Source organism: Spirosoma sp. KUDC1026, assembly GCF_013375035.1.
Taxonomy (GTDB): domain Bacteria; phylum Bacteroidota; class Bacteroidia; order Cytophagales; family Spirosomataceae; genus Spirosoma.
The window spans coordinates 3,428,506-3,451,028 of sequence record NZ_CP056032.1 but is presented as its reverse complement, the minus strand read 5'-3'; the positions used below and the strand labels follow the sequence as shown (position 1 = coordinate 3,451,028).

General features: G+C 54.2%; 23 protein-coding genes. 9 read left to right on the top strand and 14 right to left on the bottom strand.

Going from position 1 to position 22,523, the window contains the following annotated elements; all coding sequences use genetic code 11:
• Positions 1-28 precede the first annotated feature (28 nt).
• The 3 genes from HU175_RS14440 (at position 29) to HU175_RS14430 (ending at position 3,777) form a co-directional block, all read left to right on the top strand.
• A complete protein-coding gene (locus HU175_RS14440) occupies positions 29-694 on the top strand; it encodes an ATP-binding cassette domain-containing protein (RefSeq protein ID WP_410528561.1) in 666 nt (221 codons plus the stop codon).
• 5 nt (positions 695-699) lie between these two features.
• A complete protein-coding gene (locus HU175_RS14435) occupies positions 700-1,758 on the top strand; it encodes a hypothetical protein (protein WP_176567269.1) in 1,059 nt (352 codons plus the stop codon).
• A gap of 201 nt (positions 1,759-1,959) precedes the next feature.
• A complete protein-coding gene (locus HU175_RS14430) occupies positions 1,960-3,777 on the top strand; it encodes a peroxidase family protein (protein WP_176567268.1) in 1,818 nt (605 codons plus the stop codon).
• A 70-nt stretch (positions 3,778-3,847) separates the two neighbouring features.
• On the opposite strand, the gene HU175_RS14425 is transcribed toward HU175_RS14430, so the two are convergent.
• Together HU175_RS14425 and HU175_RS14420 are read right to left on the bottom strand one after the other, a co-directional pair.
• Positions 3,848-4,033, bottom strand: coding sequence for a hypothetical protein (locus HU175_RS14425; protein ID WP_176567267.1), 186 nt, complete (start codon positions 4,031-4,033; stop codon positions 3,848-3,850).
• Between the two features lie 47 nt (positions 4,034-4,080).
• Entirely contained in the window at positions 4,081-5,397 is a 1,317-nt protein-coding gene (locus HU175_RS14420; protein WP_176567266.1) for an aminotransferase class V-fold PLP-dependent enzyme, read from the bottom strand.
• A gap of 202 nt (positions 5,398-5,599) precedes the next feature.
• Here HU175_RS14420 and HU175_RS14415 point away from each other — a divergent pair, with 202 nt between their 5' ends.
• Entirely contained in the window at positions 5,600-6,577 is a 978-nt protein-coding gene (locus HU175_RS14415; protein WP_228724166.1) for a hypothetical protein, read from the top strand.
• Between the two features lie 17 nt (positions 6,578-6,594).
• Positions 6,595-8,157 (top strand): serine hydrolase domain-containing protein, encoded by a 1,563-nt coding sequence (locus HU175_RS14410; protein WP_176567265.1) that lies wholly within the window; start codon positions 6,595-6,597, stop codon positions 8,155-8,157.
• Between the two features lie 71 nt (positions 8,158-8,228).
• Here HU175_RS14410 and HU175_RS14405 read toward each other — a convergent pair whose 3' ends face one another.
• The 3 genes from HU175_RS14405 to HU175_RS14395 all read right to left on the bottom strand — a co-directional run bounded on the left by HU175_RS14405 (position 8,229) and on the right by HU175_RS14395 (position 11,293).
• The gene (locus HU175_RS14405; protein WP_176567264.1) at positions 8,229-9,782 is read right to left on the bottom strand and encodes a S10 family peptidase; all 1,554 of its coding nucleotides are present in this window, start codon (positions 9,780-9,782) and stop codon (positions 8,229-8,231) included.
• A gap of 131 nt (positions 9,783-9,913) precedes the next feature.
• Positions 9,914-10,738, bottom strand: a complete 825-nt coding sequence (menB, locus tag HU175_RS14400; protein ID WP_176567263.1) for a 1,4-dihydroxy-2-naphthoyl-CoA synthase — start codon at positions 10,736-10,738, stop codon at positions 9,914-9,916.
• A 90-nt stretch (positions 10,739-10,828) separates the two neighbouring features.
• Positions 10,829-11,293, bottom strand: a complete 465-nt coding sequence (locus tag HU175_RS14395; RefSeq protein ID WP_176567262.1) for a DUF2452 domain-containing protein — start codon at positions 11,291-11,293, stop codon at positions 10,829-10,831.
• Positions 11,294-11,551: 258 nt separating this feature from the next.
• Here HU175_RS14395 and HU175_RS14390 point away from each other — a divergent pair, with 258 nt between their 5' ends.
• The 4 genes from HU175_RS14390 to HU175_RS14375 all read left to right on the top strand — a co-directional run bounded on the left by HU175_RS14390 (position 11,552) and on the right by HU175_RS14375 (position 14,423).
• Complete coding sequence (locus HU175_RS14390) at positions 11,552-12,010, top strand: ubiquinol-cytochrome c reductase iron-sulfur subunit (RefSeq protein WP_176567261.1); 459 nt, start codon at positions 11,552-11,554, stop codon at positions 12,008-12,010.
• A gap of 15 nt (positions 12,011-12,025) precedes the next feature.
• Positions 12,026-13,096 carry an AMP-binding protein gene (locus HU175_RS14385; protein WP_176567260.1) on the top strand — a complete coding sequence of 357 codons (1,071 nt, stop codon included), beginning with the start codon at positions 12,026-12,028 and terminating at the stop codon, positions 13,094-13,096.
• Between the two features lie 62 nt (positions 13,097-13,158).
• Positions 13,159-13,911, top strand: a complete 753-nt coding sequence (locus tag HU175_RS14380; protein WP_176567259.1) for a hypothetical protein — start codon at positions 13,159-13,161, stop codon at positions 13,909-13,911.
• A gap of 122 nt (positions 13,912-14,033) precedes the next feature.
• Positions 14,034-14,423 (top strand): hypothetical protein, encoded by a 390-nt coding sequence (locus tag HU175_RS14375; protein ID WP_176567258.1) that lies wholly within the window; start codon positions 14,034-14,036, stop codon positions 14,421-14,423.
• 103 nt (positions 14,424-14,526) lie between these two features.
• Here the strand turns inward: HU175_RS14375 and katG are convergent, their stop codons facing one another.
• The 9 genes from katG to HU175_RS14330 all read right to left on the bottom strand — a co-directional run bounded on the left by katG (position 14,527) and on the right by HU175_RS14330 (position 22,173).
• Positions 14,527-16,824 carry a catalase/peroxidase HPI gene (katG, locus tag HU175_RS14370; RefSeq protein ID WP_176567257.1) on the bottom strand — a complete coding sequence of 766 codons (2,298 nt, stop codon included), beginning with the start codon at positions 16,822-16,824 and terminating at the stop codon, positions 14,527-14,529.
• A 354-nt stretch (positions 16,825-17,178) separates the two neighbouring features.
• Positions 17,179-17,673, bottom strand: a complete 495-nt coding sequence (locus HU175_RS14365; protein ID WP_176567256.1) for a cupin domain-containing protein — start codon at positions 17,671-17,673, stop codon at positions 17,179-17,181.
• Positions 17,674-17,734: 61 nt separating this feature from the next.
• A complete protein-coding gene (locus HU175_RS14360) occupies positions 17,735-18,676 on the bottom strand; it encodes an NADP-dependent oxidoreductase (protein WP_176567255.1) in 942 nt (313 codons plus the stop codon).
• A gap of 1 nt (position 18,677) precedes the next feature.
• The gene (locus HU175_RS14355; RefSeq protein WP_176567254.1) at positions 18,678-19,766 is read right to left on the bottom strand and encodes an alkene reductase; all 1,089 of its coding nucleotides are present in this window, start codon (positions 19,764-19,766) and stop codon (positions 18,678-18,680) included.
• A 78-nt stretch (positions 19,767-19,844) separates the two neighbouring features.
• The gene (locus HU175_RS14350) at positions 19,845-20,831 is read right to left on the bottom strand and encodes an AraC family transcriptional regulator (protein ID WP_176567253.1); all 987 of its coding nucleotides are present in this window, start codon (positions 20,829-20,831) and stop codon (positions 19,845-19,847) included.
• 143 nt (positions 20,832-20,974) lie between these two features.
• Complete coding sequence (locus HU175_RS14345; protein WP_176567252.1) at positions 20,975-21,334, bottom strand: hypothetical protein; 360 nt, start codon at positions 21,332-21,334, stop codon at positions 20,975-20,977.
• A gap of 130 nt (positions 21,335-21,464) precedes the next feature.
• The gene (locus tag HU175_RS14340; protein ID WP_176567251.1) at positions 21,465-21,704 is read right to left on the bottom strand and encodes a hypothetical protein; all 240 of its coding nucleotides are present in this window, start codon (positions 21,702-21,704) and stop codon (positions 21,465-21,467) included.
• 48 nt (positions 21,705-21,752) lie between these two features.
• Positions 21,753-21,938: a hypothetical protein gene (locus HU175_RS14335; RefSeq protein WP_176564629.1), complete on the bottom strand. Its 186-nt coding sequence runs from the start codon at positions 21,936-21,938 to the stop codon at positions 21,753-21,755.
• A gap of 13 nt (positions 21,939-21,951) precedes the next feature.
• A complete protein-coding gene (locus tag HU175_RS14330) occupies positions 21,952-22,173 on the bottom strand; it encodes a hypothetical protein (RefSeq protein WP_228724165.1) in 222 nt (73 codons plus the stop codon).
• Positions 22,174-22,523 lie beyond the last annotated feature (350 nt).

Genomic DNA, 22,523 nt, shown 5'->3' with positions numbered 1-22,523 from the left:
TTAGCGCACAACGTACTTTACGGGTATCTTGCTGGCTCATACCGTCAACTGCTTCCCCTTGCTCACCGTCACCAATTTCACGAAGTCATACGAAGGGCGCCCCGTCCTGACCATTCCGGCGCTTGAGTTTACGCCTGGTCTGCATTATTTCCAGGGCAGCAACGGTTCCGGCAAGACGACGTTCTTCCGAACCATAGCGGGCCTGCTTCCCTTCTCGGGAACCGTTACGCTGGGTGAGCAGTATGACATTAACCGCGACCCGGTTGCCTATCGCCTGCGTGTCAACTACGCCGAGGCCGAACCCCTCTACCCTGCTTTTCTGACACCCCGCGACCTGGCGGGTTTTGTGGGTCAGACCAAACGGGCACCAGCCGATCAGATTAATACCCTAGCTAAACTGTTGGGCGTCGACGCCTTCTGGACACAGCCAACGGGTACGTTTTCCAGTGGTATGCTCAAGAAGCTGTCCCTTTTGCTGGCGTTTCTGGGCTCTCCCCGCCTTATCCTCCTCGATGAACCCCTGACGACCCTGGACGTAGCAACCGCGGCCAGGTTGTTTGGCTACATCCGGCTGCTTCATAGCGAGCAGAACGTATCATTCTGGCTCACCTCACACCAGGATATTGGCCTGACGGGTCTTCCCATTTCGTGCGTCTGGCAAGTTGGTAACGGTGGTATCACAACGGTGAGTTAGCGCCTATGTTTACTGTCCTATACCGCACCCTGGTACTTCCCTTTTACGTCCGCAACGCCGGAACGCTGATGATTGTCGTCTTGCTGGCCTTTGGTTTTATGCGACCCATGGACCACGAAGCCCTCATCACGGCTGCGCTGGGTTCGCCTTTTCTGCTCAGTCTGGTTTTCGTGGGCTGGGGTTTGTACGCCTGGCGAACGATTAGTTTTGTCAGAAATCAGTTGCTGATACCCGAGCATTTGTTTTTGCGAACGTTCCGACTCGTTCCACCCGTGAACCGGTATTTAGTCTGGTTAGGACTGGCTACCCAATTGCTTCTGCCAGTCATTGGGTATGCAGCCTGGATGCTGGCTCGCGCGGTCCATTATCAGACCTGGGGATCGCTCAGTGCCATTGTGTTTATTTTAATAGCCCTGATTGGTTGTGGTGCTGCAGCCGCGGATTTTCGGCCGCGCAATCCTGTTCCTTTTTCGCTGACGCTCCCGTCCTTGTCCGTTCAGTTGCCTTATGTACTGTTCTATCCTACGTACTGGCTGCGACAGGAGCCGCTATCGCTGGTGCTGACCAAAACGATTTCTATGCTTTTATTGGTGGGTGTTTGCCGCCTGTACCCCACCGACGATTATGACCAGCGGTTACTGCTTATCGGGCTGATGCTGGCTATCATTGCGCACTCGCAGGTCGGTCGTCAGCAGCACGCTTTCGAGCAACGTTACCTACTGCTTCTGCCTAATCTCCCGCTGTTCTGGTTTCAGCGGCTGGGCCGCTACGTCCTCACGTACGGTCTGATCTGGCTCCCCGAACTGCTGATTATCTTACGCAACTGTCCGGATAAGGTTTCGCTGATTTACGGTATCGGGCTTTGGCTGACGGGCTGGGGCTGGTTGCTGCTGCTGCACAGCCTGGCTGCTACCCGGAACATTACCCCCGAGCGTTGGCAGACCAGCGTATTCTGGGCGTTCATCATCGGCCTGATCTCGATCATGTTCGGATTGCCCGTTGGGGGATGGCTGGTGATAGGCTGGCTGGGCGCGACTGGTTTTTCCCGGATAGCTGTGCGTTAAAAAGAACGACTACCGTTCCCTCAATTAATTGGCAGTCAACTGATTGTACCCCTCTATTTTCATCCTGCTAACACAGGCATGTTAGCGATTACCGACAGCTATCGACGCTAGCCGATAGATATGCTTACAGACTGGCCAGCCGTAAGCCACCGCGCCTATATTCTTTTTTCCCTAACCCCTTCTTTTACTTTTTTCCTACGTATGGAGCCCTCCACGACGTCGACAGCCGCAGGCATGTCTGCCGAGCTGCAAAATCTCAAACTAAACTTTAGACTGGATGATGGTTCGGTGCAGCAGATTACGCTGGCCGATGCCGAAAAGCAGCCCCTCATGGCGCTGGGCCGTCATCATGGATTAATTCGTGACATTTCACGTGTTAATGCCAATGACCTAATTACACGTCTCCGTATTCGGGACACATTCACCTACATGTTCAAGCACGGTGCTACCGAACGGCTGGCGTTTACGCCGGTGAACGAACAAACCATGAAAGATCTTGGCAAATCCATGCTCGATCTGACATTGACAGGTAACTTATCTGACCCAAAAGTCAACGACTCGATTGTTGATTCGGGCTACACGTATTTTGGACAGTTTCTGGACCATGACATTACGCGGGATGATACGTCAACGCTGACTGAACTACAGGACGCTACTAAAATCAGTAATCTGCGCACCCCCAATTTTGATCTGGATTCGGTTTACGGGCGGGGTCCGACATTGAGCTCTCACCTGTATGCCGGAATCAAATTAAAAACTGGACCGATAAAGACGGGGGGCATTAATGGGTCAGGGATGATTACTGACATTCCCCGTGATCAGGACGGTCTGGCTCCCCTTATTGGCGATAATCGGAACGACGAAAATTTGATCGTTCAGCAAATGCATCTGGGATTCCTCTGCTACCACAATGCCGTTGTGGATGCGCTTAAGCTGGAAAGCCCTGGTCTATCGGATGCTGACCTGTTTGCCATTGCCCAGCGTGAAGTCCGGCGTCACTACCAGTGGGCTACACTAAACGATTTCCTTCGGACAATCTGTGGGGAAGTTACGGTTGATGACATTTTACAGAATGGGTTGAAATTCTTCAAAAATCCGCTTAACCCATTTACCGGCGCAATCCGCATGCCGGTTGAGTTTTCGGTCGGGGCCTATCGGTTTGGTCACAGTATGATCCGGGATACGTATAATTTCAACAATAATTTCCCGAACGAGTTATTTTTTAACGCCTTTCTGTTCACAGGACAGGGCGGCCAGACCAGTCTTTCGGGAAACGCTCACGCTTTTTGGCGTTTAAACTGGACTCGTTTCTTCTCAACGGATACCCATCAGGCAGAAAATAAAGGCCGGAAGATTGATACGCGGGTGGCGCTCCATATGGGTAAACTACCCGGCGTTCCCAACCCCGACACGAACTTTATGGCGATGCTCTCCTCCCGGAATCTGTTGAGAGGCCTGGCCCTGGGGGTGCCAACGGGGCAGTCGGTTGCGCAACAGATGGGCATTACGTCCCTGACCGAAGCGCAATTAAAATCGAATCCGTTTGAAAATACCTTGTTTGTACCAATTTTCACTGGTCCACTTCTGTCGGTTGCTCCGAAAAAATTGACTTCTCCTACTGATCCGAAGAAAACTATTCAAACAGGCACGTTCCCTTTGCTACGCCCCGGATTCAGAAAAATCACCATCCCGGCTACACCCGAGCAAAAAGCGTTGCATGACAAGACCGTGGCTATTCTATCGGCGAACAACAGCGCACTCTGCAAGCAAACACCCCTATGGTATTACATTCTGAAAGAAGCCGAAGTATTGGAAAAGGGGAATCGGCTGGGCCCGGTCGGCGGTCGAATTGTCGCTGAAGTGTTCATCCGGATGCTGAAAGAGAATTCCGACTCGATCCTAAACAATCCGACCTGGACTCCTCGGTTTGGGTCTAAAAATGGGCAATTGAGGATTATAGATATTCTGACGTTTGCGGGTCGGGTACCCGTTCAGGACTTACCCCCTGTTAATAACTGAAACCTTTGGCTGCCGGAGACTGGACTTAGTTCAGCCTCCGGCATGTTGATTACCTGTCGGGGAATGGCTTCTACCGGAGTGTTAGACAATAGACCTGTGTATCAACGTAATTACCCAGATACAGGGCATATTGCTTCAGAAAGTACCGGTAGTTGTTAGTTGTGTCGAAGATCGGGGCGCGGTTAACTCCCCGGTTGTATACCTGATAAATTTGTCTGCCTACCGGTGGCGTTTCGTGCGTTTGCACGAAGGCCACGCTGCAGAGATCTAATGGTTCCCTGCTTCGTCTCGCCAATCATTAAATCAACTCTTTTTCTGCTTACTGGCGATGGTCTGCTTCTCAGCGATTTTCGTGATAGCCGTTACCAGGCGATCCAGATCTTTGGGTGAGTGGTAGACATGGGGGGTTACGCGGATACCGTGGAAATTTTCCCAGTTAATACCGACGGTGTGAATCTTGTACTGGTTCATCAACTGCCCGTCAATCTCGCCTGGTGTCAGACCATCGATAGAGAACATGCCGACGGCTCCGGCGTACTCGGGTTTGAGGGATGTATGGATTTTCACGCCCGGCACGTCGCGAACACGCTCCATCCAGTAGTTTTTGAGGTAATGCGCCCGGGCAAATTTCCGGGCGGAGCCAATGCTGTTGTGGAAATCAACGGCGGTTCCGATGGCCATTTCCGACGCAAACGAACGCGTTCCCAGGCTCTCGAACTTCCGAATATCTGGTCCGTCGGGTTCGGTGCTCGACAGCAGCGCCCAGACGTTTTTGATCTTGTCCTGTTTGACGTACAACAACCCACTCCCGAAGGGCGCACTGAGCCACTTGTGCAGACTGGACGCAAAATAGTCGCAACCTAGATCGGGAATTTTGAAATCAAACAGGCCAAACGAGTGGGCCCCGTCGGCAATGACTTCGATGCCCCGTTTATGGGCAGCATCGGCGATCTTCCGAACGGGCAGTACCTGACCCACCCAGTTCACCAGATGCGTTACGTGCACCACTTTCGTTTTGGCCGTAAAGGCACTCACGTATTTCTGAACCAGGTATTCGTCGTCTTCGCTGGGCAAATTCAAGTCCAGAAATACCAGCTTGATCCCATCGCGTTTTTCGCGCTGCCGCCAGGCATTGAGCATGTTCGGATAATCCTGTTTGGTCAACACGACCTCGTCGCCCGCTTTCAGGTTCAGTCCGAAAATGACCGTATTCAGGCCTTCGGTGGTGTTTCGGTTGATGGCCAGTTCTTCGGCTGAGCAGCCCGCCAGATCGGCTAGTTTGCTACGCAAGGCTTCGCGTCCCTGATCCAGAATCCGCCACATATAATAGGATGGTGCTTCGTTGGCGTACTGATAGAATCGGATGTGGGCGTCCTGCACCACTTTGGGTTGCGGACACACCCCGCCGTTGTTCAGGTTCAGCAGATTCGGCGATACGGTATACTCGGTTTTCACCCAGGACCAGAAATCTTCGTCCTGAGCCCATTGTTCGGGCGACTGTTGACCAGCATTTGCGGTCCAGCGGGGTAGCGCAAATGTTTCGGGTAGGAAACCGGGTAACACAAGGGCACTGGCCGCAGCCGTACCCGCCTGTCGGAAGAAAGATCGGCGAGTGGTCATTGGAATAAAAGAAAGGGTGAAAATAGGGCGATCGAATAAATCTACTTATTTTCCCCTGATCGTCAACACGTTCGCTCCTCTATTCACGTAGAAATAGGCAAAAACAGACACTAATCCGCCAACTTGCAGAATATCAATCGCATATTTGTCAAAATGATAGCAGATTATTAGGTACTGGTTGCTATATCCCCTTCTTCGTCCAATGACCCGCCAACGCACTCTCCAGACTACCCTTATTTGTTTCGTTTCTCTTTTCGTTCACCAGACCCTTTCGGCCCAACCCGCTCCCCCACAGGCCGCTATCGGTAATGGCATCGTCGACGCCACGATCTATCTGCCCGATGGAGAAACCGGCTACTACCGGGGCAAACGCTTCGACTGGTCGGGGGTGATTCCTAAGCTGACTTACAAGGGGCACAACTATTTCGGCAAGTGGTTTTCCCGGTACGAGCCTACTGGAAACGACGCCATTACGGGCCCCGTTGAGGAATTTACGACCCTGGGCTATGATGACGCCAAGGTAGGCGAAACGTTTATTAAAATCGGGGTTGGGGTGCTGCGTAAACCCGACGAACCTCGCTACAACTTCACGACGCCCTACGAGCTGGTCAACGCCGGTCAGCGTAGCCTGAAAAAGAAGGCCGACCAGGTAGCGTTTACGCACACGCTGACGGATGCATCGGGCTATGCCTACGCGTATCAGAAAACGGTTCGGCTGACACCCGGAAAACCGCAGCTGGTGATCGAACACCGGCTGAAGAACACGGGCACCCGGACCATCGAATCGAATGTGTATGACCACAATTTCCTGATGATTGATGAGCAGCCTTCCGGACCGGATTTCACCGTTACGTTCCCCTTTACGCTCGTCCCGACCGACTCGCTGCCCAACGCGCTGGACGTGCAGGACAAACGCATTACGTACCGGCGGCTGCTGAACCGTGAGAGCGTGTACATGGGTCTGAAGGGGTTTGGCACGACGGCCGATGATTACGATATCCGGGTCGAGAACCAGAAAACGAAAGCGGGTGTCCGCATTCGGAGTAATCGTCCCCTGTCGAAACTGGCCTTCTGGACGAGCCCAACGAACCTGTCGCCGGAGCCATTCATTGCCGTACGGGCCGAACCAGGTAAGGAATTCACCTGGACACTGACGTACGATTTTTACACCCTCCCCTAACCTTATTGAGCGAATTCATGAACCGGTCGGCACTTTTCTTCGCGTTTTTACTGGGAACGTCCATTGCAGTCCAGGCTCAGCCTAAAGCGGCATCGCAGCAGCAGACCTACCAACCCCCTGTTTTCGTTGACAGCGACCGCTTACAGAAAATCGAAGCGCTGTATCCGGCTGTCGACAAAATTTTCCGGGAGTATGCCGATAAAAACCATTTTCCGGGGCTGACGTATGGCCTTGTTATCGATGGTAAACTAGTCCACAGGGGCGGCCTGGGTTATACCGACGTAGCGAAGAAAACCCTGGCTACACCAAGCTCCGTTTTCCGGATTGCGTCCATGTCGAAGAGCGTAACCGTTATGGCCATTCTGAAACTGCGTGACGAAGGCAAACTCCGCCTTGATGAACCCGTAACCACCTACATCCCGGAAATGCGGCAGCAGACGCCCCTCACCGCCGATGCTCCCCCAATGACGGTTCGCAACCTGATGGCCCATTCAGCCGGCTTCCCCGAAGACAACCCCTGGGGCGACCGCCAGCTCGCTGACCCCGACGCTGATTTTCTGGCCTTCCTGAAGCAGGGCGTATCATTGTCAAACGTACCCGAAACCACCTACGAATACAGCAACCTGGCCTTCGCCATTCTGGGCCAGATCATCAGGAAAGTGTCGGGCCAGCCGTACCAGCAGTACATCACCGAGCAAATCCTGAAGCCCCTCGGCATGACGCACACGGAATGGGAATTTACCCGCGTTCCGGCCAATCAACTGGCGCACGGGTATCGCTGGCTGGACGGAAAATGGGTTGAGGAAGACCTGCTGCACGATGGCAGCTACGGAGCGATGGGTGGCCTGCTAACCTCGATCGAGGATTTCAGCAAGTACATTGCGTATCACCAGGCCGCCTGGCCCGCCCGCAACGACCCCGATAAGGGGCCGCTCAAACGCAGTTCCCTGCGGGAAATGCACCTGCCCCGTACATTCAGCGGCTTTAGTCCCAACTTCAAATTTCCAGGCGGTCGCGCTACACCCATCGTCAGTCATTACGGGTACGGGCTTGGCTGGGTGCGCGATGGCGAGGGTCGGGAGTACGTGGGGCACAGCGGAGGGCTGCCCGGCTTCGGCAGTCAGTGGCGTTTTATGCCCGAATACGGGATTGCGGTCGTTGCGTTCGCTAACCTGACTTACGCGAATATCGGCAACGTCAACTGGGCTATTCTGGATACGCTGGTCCACGGCGCCGGGCTGAAACCGCGTCAGTTACCAGTATCGCCCATACTGGCGCAGCGCAAGGCCGAACTGGTCAAGCTCCTCCCCGACTGGACCAACGCCATGCAAAGCGGCATCTTCGGCGAAAACTTTTTCCCCGACCATTCGCTCGAGAACCGGCGTAAAGCTACCCAGGTCCTGTTCAGCAAAATTGGCACTGTGAAGCGCGTGGGTGACCTAATGCCGGAAAATCAGCTACGGGGCTGGTTTCCCATTGAAGGCGAGCGCGGCACGCTACGTATCTTTTTCACCCTCACCCCCGAAAACCCCGCCCTGATTCAGCAGCTGGACGTAACAGAGATGACGCCGAAGAACTAAGTATCTTCCGGATAAACAAACAGGCCCACCAGTTCATAAACTGGTGGGCCTGCCGTTTTGCCTGCTACTTGTTAATACTTCGCGGGCTGGTTTGGTTTTGGGGTTGATTTCTGGATGAATTTCCGCAGGTTTTCGTTGCTGGTGGCCAGGTCTTCTTTGCGGAGGTACATCATGTGGCCGCTTCGGTAGCCTTCCCACGACATGCGGTCTTTCAGCTTGCCGCCCGCGTCCATCTGCCAGAGGTTGTATTTAGCGTTGAAATAATCGCAGGCACCATCGTAGTAGCCGGACTGCACCAGCACGTGCAGGTACGGGTTTTGCAACATGGCCTGCCGGAGCTGCTCGCCCGTGTGGTTATTTGAGCTGTCCCAGGGACGTACCGGACCGAACATGTAGTAGTTTAAGTCGGTTTTGTAGTTCAGCTCTTCCCGCATGAACATGTTAATGGCGGGGGTAAAGGAGTGCAGCCAGGAGGTCAGCTCGGCGTTGTAGTCCGGCCCGGTGCCCGCATCCATGTTATCAATACCCCGGTACCGTGAATCGAGCCGACCTACGGTAAAACCTTTGTCACGCAGCAGCTCTTTCCAGAAGAAGTTAGCCGGAATTTCCAGATTCTGCCGCATCACGGCCGTTTCCGACAGGCCCGAGTAGCGCGCCACTTTGGCCGCAATTTCTTTGCGTTTCTGGTCGGTCAGTGATCCGGCCCGCGCCAGGGCTGGCATGTATTCGTCCAGCGTGAAGGCTTCAACTTCGGGCAGTACGTCAGTCAGGTCTTTCGATTGCAGATCAGCGGGGAGCGCCTTGTGATACCAGGCCGTAGCCGTCATGTACGGCAGTTTCAGGGCGTCGCCAGCCGGTCCTTCCCGCGTCAGGCCCAGGTCCGTCGGGGACACCAGCACTACGCCGTTCAAATAAATCCAGTGCGTGTTTTGCAGTTCCTGTGCCAGGCCCGATACGCGGGCCGTACCGTAGCTCTCACCGATCAGGTATTTGGGAGAGGCCCAGCGGTTGTAGCGGCTCACGAACGTATTGATCCAGTCGGCCAGGTATTTGATATCGGCATTGACGCCGAAAAACAATTTGGCCGCTGGTACGTCCTTGTTCGTCGGGCGCGAAAAACCGGTATTGACCGGGTCGACGTAAACAATATCGGCTACGTCCAGGATCGAGTTCGGATTGTCACGCAGACCATAGGGTTGCAGCGGATAGCCTTCATCATCGACTTTCAGGATACGAGGTCCCGTGTACCCCAGCATCATCCAGACGGAGGCCGTGCCGGGGCCCCCGTTGAACGAAATGACCAGCGGCCGGGCGGCCCGGTTGTTTACGTCCGAGCGTTCGAAATACGTGTAAAATACGCCGGCAACGGGCTTGCCTTCTTCATCCCAGACGGGGATGGTACCGGCCGTAGCTTTGTAAGGCACCTTCTGCCCTTTAATGGTCACCTCACCTTTGGTCTCCACTTTGCCGTCAGCGTCCAGCGTCCGGCTGGGCGAAGTGGGAGCGGTGTTTTTTACGGGTTCTCTGGGGGGCGTTGCCGGTGGGGTGGCATTCCGCGAGCCCTGTGCATACAGGCTGGTAGCCGTGTACCCAAGGATACACAACGAAAGGAAGATTTTTTTCATGCGACTGGATTCGTAAACAATTCGGTTGTCGGCTTAAAAATAGCCGATTCATCCAGTGAACCGAACTTTTTTCGGCAATACGTCCAGTTTTAGACATAAAAAAAGGCCAGCACGCAGCTGGCCTTGTCGAATCACGGAAATTTCGGAAACTTGCTGAAATCGGGTTTTCGCTTTTCCAGGAAGGAATCTTTTCCTTCTTTGGCTTCGTCAGACAGGTAGTAGAGCAAGGTAGCATCACCGGCCAGCTGCTGAATTCCAGCCTGCCCGTCGAGTTCAGCATTAAACGACGCCTTAAGCATCCGGAGCGCAATCGGGCTTTTGTCGAGCATCTTCCGGCACCAGGCCACGGTCGTTTCTTCCAGTTGATCCAGCGGCACGACTTTATTCACAAGACCCATGTCCAGCGCTTCCTGCGCATCGTACTGTTCGCAGAGGAACCAGATTTCGCGGGCTTTCTTCTGGCCCACGATCCGCGCCAGGTAGGACGCGCCAAAACCGCCGTCGAAGCTACCAACTTTCGGACCGGTCTGCCCGAAACGAGCGTTATCGGCCGCAATCGTCAGGTCGCAAATTACGTGCAGCACGTGGCCACCACCAATTGCGTAGCCAGCCACCATCGCCACAACGGGTTTGGGAATCCGGCGAATCTGCATCTGCAGGTCCAGTACGTTCAGACGGGGCACCTGATCCTCGCCCACGTAGCCGCCGTGTCCGCGAACAGACTGGTCTCCACCCGAGCAGAAAGCGTCTCCGCCTTCGCCGGTCAGGATGACGACGCCCACGCGCTCGTCCTGCCGGGCCAGCTCCATCGCTTCCGACATTTCCTTGACAGTCAGGGGCGTAAAGGCGTTCCGTTTGTGCGGACGGTTGATGCTGATTTTAGCGATCCCTTCGTAGTAGCTGAAGATAATCTCCTTGTACTCTTTAATGGTTTCCCAGGGGAAATTCGTAGTCATGTCTAATGAGTGAATTAGCGAATGAGTGAATGAGTGAATGAAAAGCAGAAGCTAGTTGCAGTCCGCTGGTTTGATCATTCACTCATTCACTCATTCACTCATTGAAAATTCTGTTTCGTGATAATACACATCCCACGTATGATCGGCCATCATGCGGACGGTAGCCAGGCAGCGTTCGAAGGGAAATTTTCGGCCCCATTCGTTCGGTGCGATCATCGACAGCAGGTCGGTACCATCTTTTCGCTGGTAAAAGTAATACGTATGACCGACAACCGGCTCAAAACTCATGTGTGCCGAATAAATCCGCTCCGAAATCTCCACCCGGTTTCGGATAGCTGTTGCTTGTTCGGCCAGCAGTTGCATCTGCTTATAAAGCTGGCTTAACTGCATATCGGTCTGCTCGCGCATGGCCGCTACCGCCCGCCCCGTAATTTTTCCTTTATCTTCCGGCCGCACGACAGCGCCCCCGGCCGTGTGGGCATACTCGAGCAAACCCGGTGCCTCGGCCACTTTATCCGGCGAAATCGGATTGACTATTACTTTTGCTTCTTCCATACGTATTACAGATAACTACTCCTCCCGGCCGTTGTTTTCGCCCCCGTCGTTCCCCTGTTTACCGCTGCGAGTTCGGCAAACTTTTTGATTGGATTATCGTGTTCGTTCTAAAATTCAGGTTTCGTTACCGGATGCCGCCATCAGGCTTTCTCCCGCTGGAAATCTTCCGATGGCTCCCGATTTTTGTACGCACAAAACCGTTATTTTTGTTCGGCTGGAAACGTCCGTTATGTTTCCAGCAAAAATAGACTAACCACCATGGAAAATACCCTTCCGACAATGGACCGTCATGAGTTTTTTCGCCTTGTCGGCACGGGCATCGGTGCCGTTCTGCTGGGCCATACCGCATCCGGCTGCGCTCAACACACCAGCGAAGACCCCACCCCGGTCGCCAACCAGAAAGTTGATTTCACGATCCAGCTCAACGAGCAGAACAACGCCAACCTGATGAACAAAGGTGGCTACGTTGTCGTCAACAACGTCATTATTGCCCAGACGCAGGCGGGTAACTTCCTGGCCGTTTCGGCGCAGTGCACCTATCCCGAAGGTAAATCACAACTGGTCTACCGGGCTTCCGAAAATCAGTTCTACTGCCCGCTGCACCTCGATCGCTACGATGCCACGGGTAAGGTCGCACTTGGACCGGCTACGCAGGCACTGACTCAGTATCAGGTAGCCCCCAATCTGTCCAGCGGTACCTTGCGCGTTTATCAATAGTTTTTTTCGTTACGCATGACGGTTGATCCAACCCAACCGACCAACTGGCCCGACCCGCAAACGCCCTACGAAGCCGTTACCCTCGACTTCTGCCGGGCTTGGCTATCGGGCCAGTCTGTCTTTACGCTCCATACGTCCGGGTCGACGGGAACGCCCAAGCCCATTCAGCTCACCCGCACGCAGATGCAGGCCAGTGCCCATTTGACGGGGCAAACGCTGGGTTTACAAGCGGGCGATACCGCGCTGGTTTGCCTGAATACTCAGTACGTAGCCGGAATTATGATGCTGGTGCGGGGTCTGGAGCTAAGTCTGCCGATGACGATTCAGGAACCCGCCAGCAACCCACTGACCGGCTTCGACCCGACTATCAATCGGTTTGCCTTTACGGCGCTGGTCCCCTTACAGCTCCAGACAATCCTCGACGCGACGCCGGAGCTACTGCCTATCCTGAACGGCATGAAAGCCATACTTGTGGGCGGTGCCGCTACGAGCCCCGCGCTGGAACAGGCGCTGCAGGTCGTTACGGCCCCCGTGTATGCCACCTACGGCATGACCGAAACGGTTTCGCACATTGCCCTGCGCCGGCTGAACGGCGACGCACCTGACGATACGTTCGTGGCCTTACAGGGCGTAACCCTCGGCACCGACGAACGGTCGTGTCTGTTCATCGAGTCGGCAGCTACCAACTTCGAGCGGGTGCAAACCAACGACGTTGTTGACTTACTGCTGGGTAACCGCTTTCGGCTGCTGGGCCGGGCCGATACGGTAATCAACAGCGGTGGCATCAAAATCCAGCCTGAGCCCATCGAACGGATTGCCCAGCGGGTACTGGCTACGTTCGGACTGAATAATCGTCTGTTCATAGCTGGCCTGCCCGACGAACGTCTGGGTTTGCGGGTGGTGCTGGTTGTGGAAGAAACCGATCGTTCCGGTCAGCACCCGGACGTACTGACCGCCATTCAGCAGGCGGTTCGTGCCGAAATTAGTCCCTACGCCGTTCCGCGGGATTTGTGTACGCTCTCTCAGTTTTCGGAAACGCCCACCGGTAAAATTGACCGTCGTGCGACCGTAACCCGAATCAGCTAACTTTGTCCCTGGTTCCAGCCAGTAACTATCAACTGACTGGACAGTATGTCTTATCGATTACCATGACAGTCAAAGCGCTTCAGATTCGCTACCAGACGGCCCGGTCGCTACCCGCGCCCTACGCCTATTTCTATACATTCAGTGCCAAATGGCTCGCCAACAAAGGGGTGCAGGTCGACATTGCCATGACCTATCCCGGCCGCGAAGATATTGACGACGACGAGCTTATTGCCGAGGGGTACACCCGGGATGACGATTTCAACTGGTCCGGGCAGTTTCCCCAAGCCTGGGCGCAAACGCTGTCAGCGCTCGCAGCGCAGACACGACTGAACCCGGTCCGCGACGATACGCTGGGCGAAGATGATGATTTCTGGGAGCTAACCATTGATCAGATCAGCGGCCCCTCCCGCTTTGGCCGACCGGCTGAAAAAGGGAAAGGCAGCACCAGCGACTGGCAGTACCTGACCCAGGAGCTGATTCAGGCCATTTACGAAGCTCAGGGACGCGAGCGCCCGTTCGAACTGGCTTTTCGGGATATTCGCCAACAGGACCAGTTCGACCTAACCCTGACGGCCTCCTTTGTCGAACGCAGCGTGCAGGTTGCGACCACCCACAACCAGCGCAAACAAACAAAAACGCTCCCCTGGTCGGAGTTACAGCGGATTATGGGAATCGTGTACAGTTACGATTACGAAGCCGACGATACGCTAACCAAAGCACCCCGTCAGGACGGCCAGTGGCTTAACCTGGGTACCGAGGAATGGTACGACGTGCAGCCCATGCGGGAGTTAGGCAATCTATTCAAAAAGCTTTAGTTTACGCAACGGACCCAGTATTTTCGTCACACTCAGCCGCTGCAGTTACCCTTGGTACGCTCCGTAGAGTTGTTGGTTACTGGGTTAGACTAGTCTAACCCAGTAACCAACAACTCTACGTCATGAAAAAAGTAATCATGCTGGGAGCCCTGCTGATAGGCATCGCTACCTTCAGTGCTCAGGCGCAAACGACAACAGGTTCAACGAATAATGGTAGTACTTCGGGAAGTACGATGAATTCTTCAGGTTCGCAGAACGGTTCGTCAACGAACACCGGCCGTTCTAAGTCGACAATGGGTTCAGGTACTACCAACTCAGGGTCCATGAGCGGTACGCAGATGCAACGGGGCAACTCGGGGCAGTCGGGCTCGATGAACAGCGGTTCGTCCTCAAGCAACGGATCAACTATGAGATCCAATGGCAACACATCTACGCAGGGTCAGGGCGGATCGATGAATCGTAGTAACCAGAAGGGCAAAACGACAAAGATGAATTCAACTACCTCAAAGTAGGCAGATTGGTTCGGACAGATCATTTTTTGATGAGGCACATCAACGCAGAAAGCTCGATGCCGTCAATGACGGCATCGAGCTTTCGAGCTTCATGCCGATAACGCTACTCGTCTTTTACGTCGTAGCGGTCGAGCATCATCACCTTGTTCCAGGCAGCCACGAAATCGTGGACGAAACGTTCCTGCGCGTCGTCGGCCGCGTAGACTTCCGCGATGTTACGCAGTTGGGCGTTCGACCCAAAGATCAGGTCGCAGCGGGTGGCCGTGTATTTGGTGGCACCGCCGTCCCGCTCCCGCACATCGAACAGCATCTCCTGCTGATCCTGCGGCACCCATTCGTAGTCCATGCTGGTCAGCACCTGGAAGAAATCGTTGGTGAGCTGACCGGGCCGCTCGGTAAATACCCCGTGTTTTGCGTAATCGTAATTCTGCTCCAGCACGCGCAGCCCACCGACGAGCACCGTCCATTCGGGGGCCGTCAGCGTCAGCAGTTGGGCGCGGTCGAGGAAGATGCGCTCGGGCGGCACCCGGTAGCCGACTTTATCGTTGTGGTAGTTCTTGAATCCGTCTGAGACCGGCTTGAGCCAGTTGAAACTTTCCACGTCGGTCAGTTCCAGCGTCGTATCAACCCGGCCCGGCGTGAACGGAACGATAACCGAAACGCCCGCGTCGCGAGCCGCCTTTTCAACGGCTACGCAGCCACCCAGTACGATCAGATCGGCCAGCGACACCTGTTTATTGCCTGACTGCTGCCCGTTGAATTCGCTCTGAATACCGCGCAGCGTCTGCAGCACATGGTTCAGCTCTTCCGGCCGGTTCATCTCCCAATTGTTCTGTGGTTCCAGCGCAATCCGGGCTCCGTTGGCCCCACCCCGCTTGTCGGTGTGGCGGTACACTGAGGCTGCCGACCAGGCCACCGAGACCAGCGCCGAGACGGTCAGGCCGCTATCGAGCAGGCGCTGTTTCAGCGTGGTTACGTTGCCCTCGTCGATCAGGTCGTAATCACGGTCGGGGCGCGGATCCTGCCAGATCATGTTATCGGCGGGTACTTCGGGACCCAAGTACCGTTCTTTCGGACCCATGTCGCGGTGCGTCAGCTTGTACCAGGCCCGCGAAAACGCGTCCGTGAAGTAATCAAAGTCGTTCAGGAATTTCTCGCAGATTTTGCGGTATTCCGGGTCTACCTTGAGCGCGATGTCCGAGGTCATCATCATCAGGTCGTTCATCTGACCGGCAATGTGGGCATCCGGTGTTTTGGGCGCGTTCGGGTCAATGGGTGTCCACTGCGTCGATCCGGCCGGGCTCTCGACTTTCTTCCAGTCGTTGCCGAGCAGGTTTTCGAGGTACGAATTATCCCAGCGGGTGGGGTTCTGCGTCCACGAACCTTCGATACCGTTGGTCATGGTATTGACGCCGTTACCCGACCCAACCGGGTTGTGCCAGCCGAAGCCCTGCGCATGGATGGGCGCAGCTTCCGGCGCAGCGCCGATTTTGTCCGGTTTTACCATGCCGTGACTCTTGCCAAAAGCGTGACCACCGGCGATGAGCGCCACCGTTTCTTCGTCGCCCATGGCCATGCGGGCAAACGACTCGCGGATTTCGCGGGCCGAATCATGCGGATCGCCGTTGTTGGCCGGCCCTTCCGGGTTCACGTAAATCAACGCCTGGTGGGTAGCCGCCAGCGGATTTTCCAGGTCCCAGACGGCCTCTTTGGGGCTTCCCTGCCAGCGGAGGTTGTTGTTCACCATCTCGTCGGGATGCCCTTTGTGCTGGGTCGAGGCCGGTACCTGATCGACGGGTTTACCACCCCAGTATTCGGGGCCCCAGTACGTACTGCGGTCAGGTTCCCAGGCATCCCGGCGGCCACCGCCAAAACCGAAAGTCGGGAAGTCCATAATCTCCAGCGCGCAGTTGCCCGCCAGCACGATCAGGTCCGCCCACGACAGCGCCGAGCCGTATTTTTTCTTGATCGGCCAGAGCAACCGGCGCGACTTATCGGTGTTGCCGTTATCCCACCACGAGTTGATGGGTGCAAACCGCTGCATGGCCTGCCCGGCTCCACCCCGACCGTCGGCAATCCGGTACGTACCCGCCGAGTGCCACGCCATCCGGATCATCTGCGGACCGTAGTTGTCGTAATCGGCCGGCCACCAGTCTTTCGAGTCGACAAGCAAGGCTTTGATATCCTGCTTGAGCTGTTGATAGTCGATCTTGTTGAACAGCTCTTTGTAATTCTCGTCACTCAGTGGGTTAGCCGCCGGCTGCTCCTGATGTAGCAGTTCCACCTGCAGCCGGTTGGGCCACCAGTCGTTGTTTTGGGGGGCCGTGCCGATGGCACCGCCGATACGTGTTCCTCTGAATGGGCATTCACCAAGTCCTTCCGGGCTTCCAACGGGTCTCATAATCGAAGCGTGTAATAGGTTAAATACCATACGTCAATCCTGGAACAGCTCGGCAATTGTAAGCTGGTTTATATACTTGCCGAGCTGTTCCGGATATGTCACCTATGGTTCAATGAAAAACTACTTACGAACGCTACGACTAACGTCATTGTTTTGACTTCCTGCCGAAAGACCCATACCCGGCACAACTCAAGCATTCGACAAACAGTGATCAGTGGTTTCATCGGTATAGCGCAATAGAAGGTCGCTGGTCTACGCCCTATCGATCGATGGTAAACGAGATTAAGTTGTTGGTAAGAGATAGTAGTCTGATCTCGTGGCTTATAAGCGGCACGCATCATCCCTGGCATGCAGCTACCCCAGGTAATCCGGGGGGAACACTTGCTGGCCGTATTTCTGAGCAATGGCCTGCAGCCGCTTTACCTCATCAGGCCCTATCTGCGGAGGGGGAAGGAACGTATCCGCAGCGACGGGTGTACCGATTTCCTTGAAGAAATCGTCCAGGCCAGCCGGCACCACCGTACACCACAAGCGAGCCATCTGCTCCGACTTATTTTTAAACCCGTGAACCATACCGCCCATCGGAATATTCAGAAAATCGCCTTTCCGGGCAACGAACGTACCCGCTTCGGATTTAACTTCAACCTCGCCGTCCAGGACATAAAACGACTCCTGGAAGTCAGGGTGAGCGTGCGGACCGGGCCCACTGTTAGGCGGAATAAGCATGTCAATAATCGCGTAAGCCCCTTTGGTTTGCTCACCGGTGATTACGAATCGGTAGGTACCGCCCATCACTGACACGTGTTCCCCCTGACCGGCAGCAGTCGTTGTTAACGTATTGGCTTTCATTGTTTTTAAAGAAAATAAGTGGTTGAATTATAAACCTAAATCAAACTAATTCTCGATCAGCTCACGCGTGATCCAAGACGATACGGCCGTTCTTTTTTGGGGTCGATGTACCGGGATTCCCCAATACGGTATGCCACGCGTCAGCGGCTTGGCTTAAGGAAAACACCTCACCCAGGTTAATACGCAGTTGGCCTTTGTCAAGTTGAGTGGCGATCTGGGCTAGACCTTGTTGAGAAGGCTGCAACTGCGCAAACGTAGCGTGAATGTTGTGTTTGGCGGCCAGTTCATCCGAAACCGGCTGGGTCGTCGACACCAGGTATCCCCCTGCTTTGACGAGCCCGTACGAGCGCTGCTGCACCTCGCCCCCAACCAGGTCAATTACCGCGTCCACCTGATCGACTACGGACTCAAACAGTTCCTTTTTGTAATCGATAAACACATCAGCACCCAGCGTTTTTACGTACTCCTCCGAATCAGCGGCCGCCGTTACGATGACGGTTGCCCCGGCCTGATGAGCCAGCTGGATCGCATACGAACCAACCGCCCCCGCTCCGCCGTGAATGAGGATGGTCTGACCGCTTTTCAGCTGAGCGTCCTGAAACACCACCTGCCAGGCTGTCTGGGCGGCTACGGGTACGGATGCAGCCTCAACGAATGTCAGCGAACGAGGTTTTTTCGCCATGAACTGTGGGTTTATGGTCATGTACTCGGCATTGGCACCTCCAAACAGGCTCGCGCCGTATACCTCATCCCCTACGGTAAAACCCTGTACCTGCTCGCCGACGGCCTCGATCACTCCGGCAAAATCGATGCCTGGAATCCAGGGGAGCGGCAGTGGAAAAACCGCCTGCATCGCCCCCGACGCTTTCAGAATATCAAGCTTATTAACACCCGAAGCCTTAACGCGCACTAATACGTCGGTTGCCGCCGGAACGGGCGTGGTTATCTCCTGGAAACGTAGATTCTCGGCGGGGCCGTAGTTGGGCAAAATGATAGCGTTCATGTTAGTTCAATTGATTAGTTGATTCAGTTAGTGTTGGGTAATCCGTGTAGCCCTGGGCCCCGGGCGTATAGAGGGTTGAGTAGTCCGGCTGGTTCAGCTCAGCGTGCTGGGCGATGCGCTCGGCCAGATCCGGATTAGCCAAAAAAGGTCGTCCAAAGGCAACCAGGTCAGCAAATCCGTCGTGCAAAGCGGCTTCGGCGGTTTCGGGCGTCAGGCCATTGCAGAGAATGATTGTACCGGTAAATGACGTACGGATCGTGTCCAGTGTCCGCGGAGGAATGGGTGCGTTGACAGCGATGTGGATGTAGGCGATACCCAGGGTGTTGAGTTCCTGGGCCAGATACCGGTAGGTTTCGTGAACCTCGTCATCGGCATAGGGTGGCAGATCACCCAGTGTTGAGTAAGGAGAAAAACGAATGCCTACCTTATGAGGTCCGATCGCATCGGCTACGGCGGTAGTCAATTCAACAATGAACCGGCTTCGGCTTTGACGACTACCGCCGTACTGATCCGTCCGATTATTGACAGCCGGGTTCAGGAACTGTTCGGGTAGGTAGCCGTTTGCTCCGTGGAGTTCAACCCCATCAAAGCCCGCCCGAACCGCGTTTTGAGCCGCGATAACGTAGCTACGTATCACCTCCGCAACGCCACTGGTAGTCAACGCCCGGGGCTGTGAGTACTCCTGCAGCCCCGCCGTGTCGGTATAAATCTGCCCGGCGGCTTTTAGGTCGGAAGCACCCACCAAAGCAGCTCCCAGGGGCAGGTTATCCTGATGGCCAATCCGCCCGGTGTGCATTAACTGCACGAAAATTTTACTGTCGTCAGCCTGCACAACCGACGTAATTTTTTGCCAGCCGGCTACCTGCTGTTCGGAGAAAATGCCGGGAATGCGGGGGTATCCCAATGCTTCGGGCGTGGGTGCGGTCCCTTCGGTGATAAGCAGACCGGCTCCTGTTCGCTGCCCGTAATAGTGGACCATTAGCGCATTCGGCAGATTGTCGAGGGCCCGGCTACGGGTCATGGGGGCCATCACCAGATGGTTTTTAAGGTGTAGCCCCCCTTTTGAAAATGGCGTCAGAATCTTGTTCATGGTTTGTGGCTGTTTGAACACCACAAATGTCCGCCGTACCCCGCGCCTTAAATAGCCGAAAAAGACGCATAAATAGTCCTATCCGCCAGATGCGTACTTTTTGGGTTTAACACCATAATGTTTTTCAAACAACCGGCTAAAATGGCTCAAATTGCTGAACCCTAGCTGATTGCCAACGTCCGTAACCGAATGGCCGCCCTGCTTCAGCAGGAATGCGGCCTCCTCCATACGAGCTTTCTGATAATGAGTATAGATACTGTCGCCAAAGACCTGCCGGAACAGGTCTTTCAATTTAGTTTCGCTCATGCCGACCAGTTTAGCCAGCTGCGCTAAGTGGGGCGGCTGACCCAGATCCGCTAATACAGCCGTCCGAACGACGAACAGTTTATCGATGTCATCTTTATAAATCGGGCTGTGGCGGACCGTATCCCGTTTGAGCAGTTGGTCAAATACCAGGAGCATCAATTCCTGCACTTTTATGCTATAGTACAAGGCGCTCAGCTCCCTCTCCTGCCGACCGTCGGTCAGCTGCCGGACCGTTTTGTGGACATCGGGGCCCATGCTTTCGTAAAACAGAAAACCCGGCGCCCCGCTCAGTATCGTTTGAATGACGGAGTTAGGCTTCTGAATACCCAATAAGCTCTTCAGGCGGACAGCTGTAATCCCAACAACGATAAAATTAACGGCTGTCCCGGCCGGAAAATGAACGATCGATTCCAGATCCGGCGACGCAATCTGAATGGCAAACTGAGTGCCTCTGGCGAGCCGGACGGGCTTCTCCCGGTCGGGTGTAGACAGGTCAGCTACCTCTTCATTACTGTGAAAAATAACGCTGACCAGATCGTAGGCTTTATCCGCTGGCAAGCGTTTAAGCACAAATTGCTCATTCAGCGTATAGTGATGAATGAGCAATTTAAACTCCGGGTCAAGATCAATTTTTCTGACGTATCCCTTACCCATCGTGGCGGGTATACTCAACGTATCGCCCTGAACCGGAATGCCAAATTGCTCGCCGAAGCTGGTCAGGAAATTAAAACCCGGGTTAGCGACAAACTCAAACTCCATAGCCTGTTCACAAAGTAAACTCTCTGAATCGTGAACAAAGAAAGCAGCTATCAACTAAAAATTTTCCTTACTAGCTAATGATTGCCTCATTTGTATAGCTAGCTACGCGCAACGTAAAGAACCTGTATTTGGAAGTGAATCAGCTACCACCGTTGTTTTTCGGATTCTTTCTCAGCCCTGGTTAGTGTGACTACCTTATCGTCAACCAGGAGCGGTTCTTCGGACTTTGATTCTATTTCCACACGGGTCAGCCGCTGGCCCTGCTTAAGCAGGGTGCCAAAGGTTTTCCCTTCACTAACCAGCTGATGGTGCTGGTTGTATTTCACCGCCCGGGCGATCAGCACCATACTAGTATCATCAAGGAGGCTATACCCCCTGGCATCATACAATCCTTTAAATGCATCCTCTTCCCCATACGTATTCGTGAGGGGATCAAACGTCGCGGATGAACAGGCGCCAAGGCCCACGACCAGCGCAAGAATTAAGTAAGCAGTAGGTTTCATAAAAACGAAAACCTTTTCCCGTTGGGTACAACAGAAAAAGGTCGGTTAACTTAGCTGGGTTGCCCTCTAGGGCTTTTTCCTGTCATGAGGTCAACTAAGAGGAATTAATAGTTCTGTTAGCTGACTGAGTTTAGCTAATGGCTAAACCTTGAATGTAGTGTTCTTCAATCCCCTCGAAGTGACGTACTTCTACTAGTAGGTCCCTACCCTGCCAGGTGATGAGATCTACTCCATTGATTGTGTTTTTGCTGAGACTTATTTCAGGACCGCCCCGAAAGACGCCCATGATATTGATCAACACCCTGGGTGTCATCACTTGCTGGTCAACCGTAAAGAGCTGATCAAAATTTATTCGTTTGGGAAAGGCCATGGGCTGAATGAGAGAAGTAAAAGTCGACCTACAGGCTGAAGCAGCGAGTTAGGGTAAGCGAGTTGGCATAAACTGAGGAATCAAATCGATTCGGCTGGCAGCCTGCTCGGGTGTTAGGTACAGAATGGTATCGGGGGTACCTCGTACCAAATAAGGCTGCTTACTAACTGGAATAGGCATAACGGGCGTGAGCCTACGTTGCCGGGGCAGAAAAGGTCTGATCTCGCTGTTCATAGAATTGATACCATTAGATTGACGTATTTGCTGAATAGGACGAGGATAGTATACCGTTAGCGCCGATACTTAACTCATCATCAAACTGGATGCTTGCCGCGCTAACGTCTCTGGCGTGAGGATAAGCGAACACAAAGCGCTGGATAGCGGCTTCTTCGTCCAGGTTCAAATAGGCCCTTCGCCAGGGTATTGGTTTCACCGAACCATAACCAGTTACAACAATTAAAGTATTCATGAGCAGCTCAATGAGTTATATGAGAGATAAGCGGTGGTCAACAAGACCAATCGAGACATTGACGAAAAAATGGCCAGCGGGCGTTCAGGGAAGTATGCCCCGATGGCGACAAAGCAGAAGTCGCCTGGTAATCGGCTAACTCTTTTTGCAGAATTTAACGGAACTACGTGGTAAACACCCCTGTGCTGGAAAGATCATATCCTTTCGGCTAGAAAGGCAACTGCCGCAGTAGCGGGCGATTGGGGTTGGAAGCTGTCGCTGGTAGCGTGAAGCAAATGGGTTACCACACAACTGTGGCACTCACAGGATTAGTTAACGTAAGAAGCTTTTCTTTAGCAGCTACTTTACTG

Bases quoted from the DNA above. Each gene is read 5' to 3' on its own strand.
- HU175_RS14350 (WP_176567253.1), bottom strand. From the start codon at position 20,831: ATGGAGTTTGAGTTTGTCGCTAACCCGGGTTTTAATTTCCTGACCAGC.
- HU175_RS14420 (WP_176567266.1), bottom strand. From the start codon at position 5,397: ATGACCACTCGCCGATCTTTCTTCCGACAGGCGGGTACGGCTGCGGCC.
- HU175_RS14335 (WP_176564629.1), bottom strand. From the start codon at position 21,938: ATGAACAGCGAGATCAGACCTTTTCTGCCCCGGCAACGTAGGCTCACG.
- HU175_RS14355 (WP_176567254.1), bottom strand. From the start codon at position 19,766: ATGAACAAGATTCTGACGCCATTTTCAAAAGGGGGGCTACACCTTAAA.
- HU175_RS14385 (WP_176567260.1), top strand. From the start codon at position 12,026: ATGACGGTTGATCCAACCCAACCGACCAACTGGCCCGACCCGCAAACG.
- katG (WP_176567257.1), bottom strand. From the start codon at position 16,824: ATGAGACCCGTTGGAAGCCCGGAAGGACTTGGTGAATGCCCATTCAGA.
- HU175_RS14410 (WP_176567265.1), top strand. From the start codon at position 6,595: ATGAACCGGTCGGCACTTTTCTTCGCGTTTTTACTGGGAACGTCCATT.
- HU175_RS14380 (WP_176567259.1), top strand. From the start codon at position 13,159: ATGACAGTCAAAGCGCTTCAGATTCGCTACCAGACGGCCCGGTCGCTA.
- HU175_RS14365 (WP_176567256.1), bottom strand. From the start codon at position 17,673: ATGAAAGCCAATACGTTAACAACGACTGCTGCCGGTCAGGGGGAACAC.
- HU175_RS14405 (WP_176567264.1), bottom strand. From the start codon at position 9,782: ATGAAAAAAATCTTCCTTTCGTTGTGTATCCTTGGGTACACGGCTACC.
- HU175_RS14360 (WP_176567255.1), bottom strand. From the start codon at position 18,676: ATGAACGCTATCATTTTGCCCAACTACGGCCCCGCCGAGAATCTACGT.
- menB (WP_176567263.1), bottom strand. From the start codon at position 10,738: ATGACTACGAATTTCCCCTGGGAAACCATTAAAGAGTACAAGGAGATT.
- HU175_RS14390 (WP_176567261.1), top strand. From the start codon at position 11,552: ATGGAAAATACCCTTCCGACAATGGACCGTCATGAGTTTTTTCGCCTT.
- HU175_RS14330 (WP_228724165.1), bottom strand. From the start codon at position 22,173: ATGAATACTTTAATTGTTGTAACTGGTTATGGTTCGGTGAAACCAATA.
- HU175_RS14415 (WP_228724166.1), top strand. From the start codon at position 5,600: ATGACCCGCCAACGCACTCTCCAGACTACCCTTATTTGTTTCGTTTCT.
- HU175_RS14375 (WP_176567258.1), top strand. From the start codon at position 14,034: ATGAAAAAAGTAATCATGCTGGGAGCCCTGCTGATAGGCATCGCTACC.
- HU175_RS14430 (WP_176567268.1), top strand. From the start codon at position 1,960: ATGGAGCCCTCCACGACGTCGACAGCCGCAGGCATGTCTGCCGAGCTG.
- HU175_RS14345 (WP_176567252.1), bottom strand. From the start codon at position 21,334: ATGAAACCTACTGCTTACTTAATTCTTGCGCTGGTCGTGGGCCTTGGC.
- HU175_RS14395 (WP_176567262.1), bottom strand. From the start codon at position 11,293: ATGGAAGAAGCAAAAGTAATAGTCAATCCGATTTCGCCGGATAAAGTG.
- HU175_RS14340 (WP_176567251.1), bottom strand. From the start codon at position 21,704: ATGGCCTTTCCCAAACGAATAAATTTTGATCAGCTCTTTACGGTTGAC.
- HU175_RS14435 (WP_176567269.1), top strand. From the start codon at position 700: ATGTTTACTGTCCTATACCGCACCCTGGTACTTCCCTTTTACGTCCGC.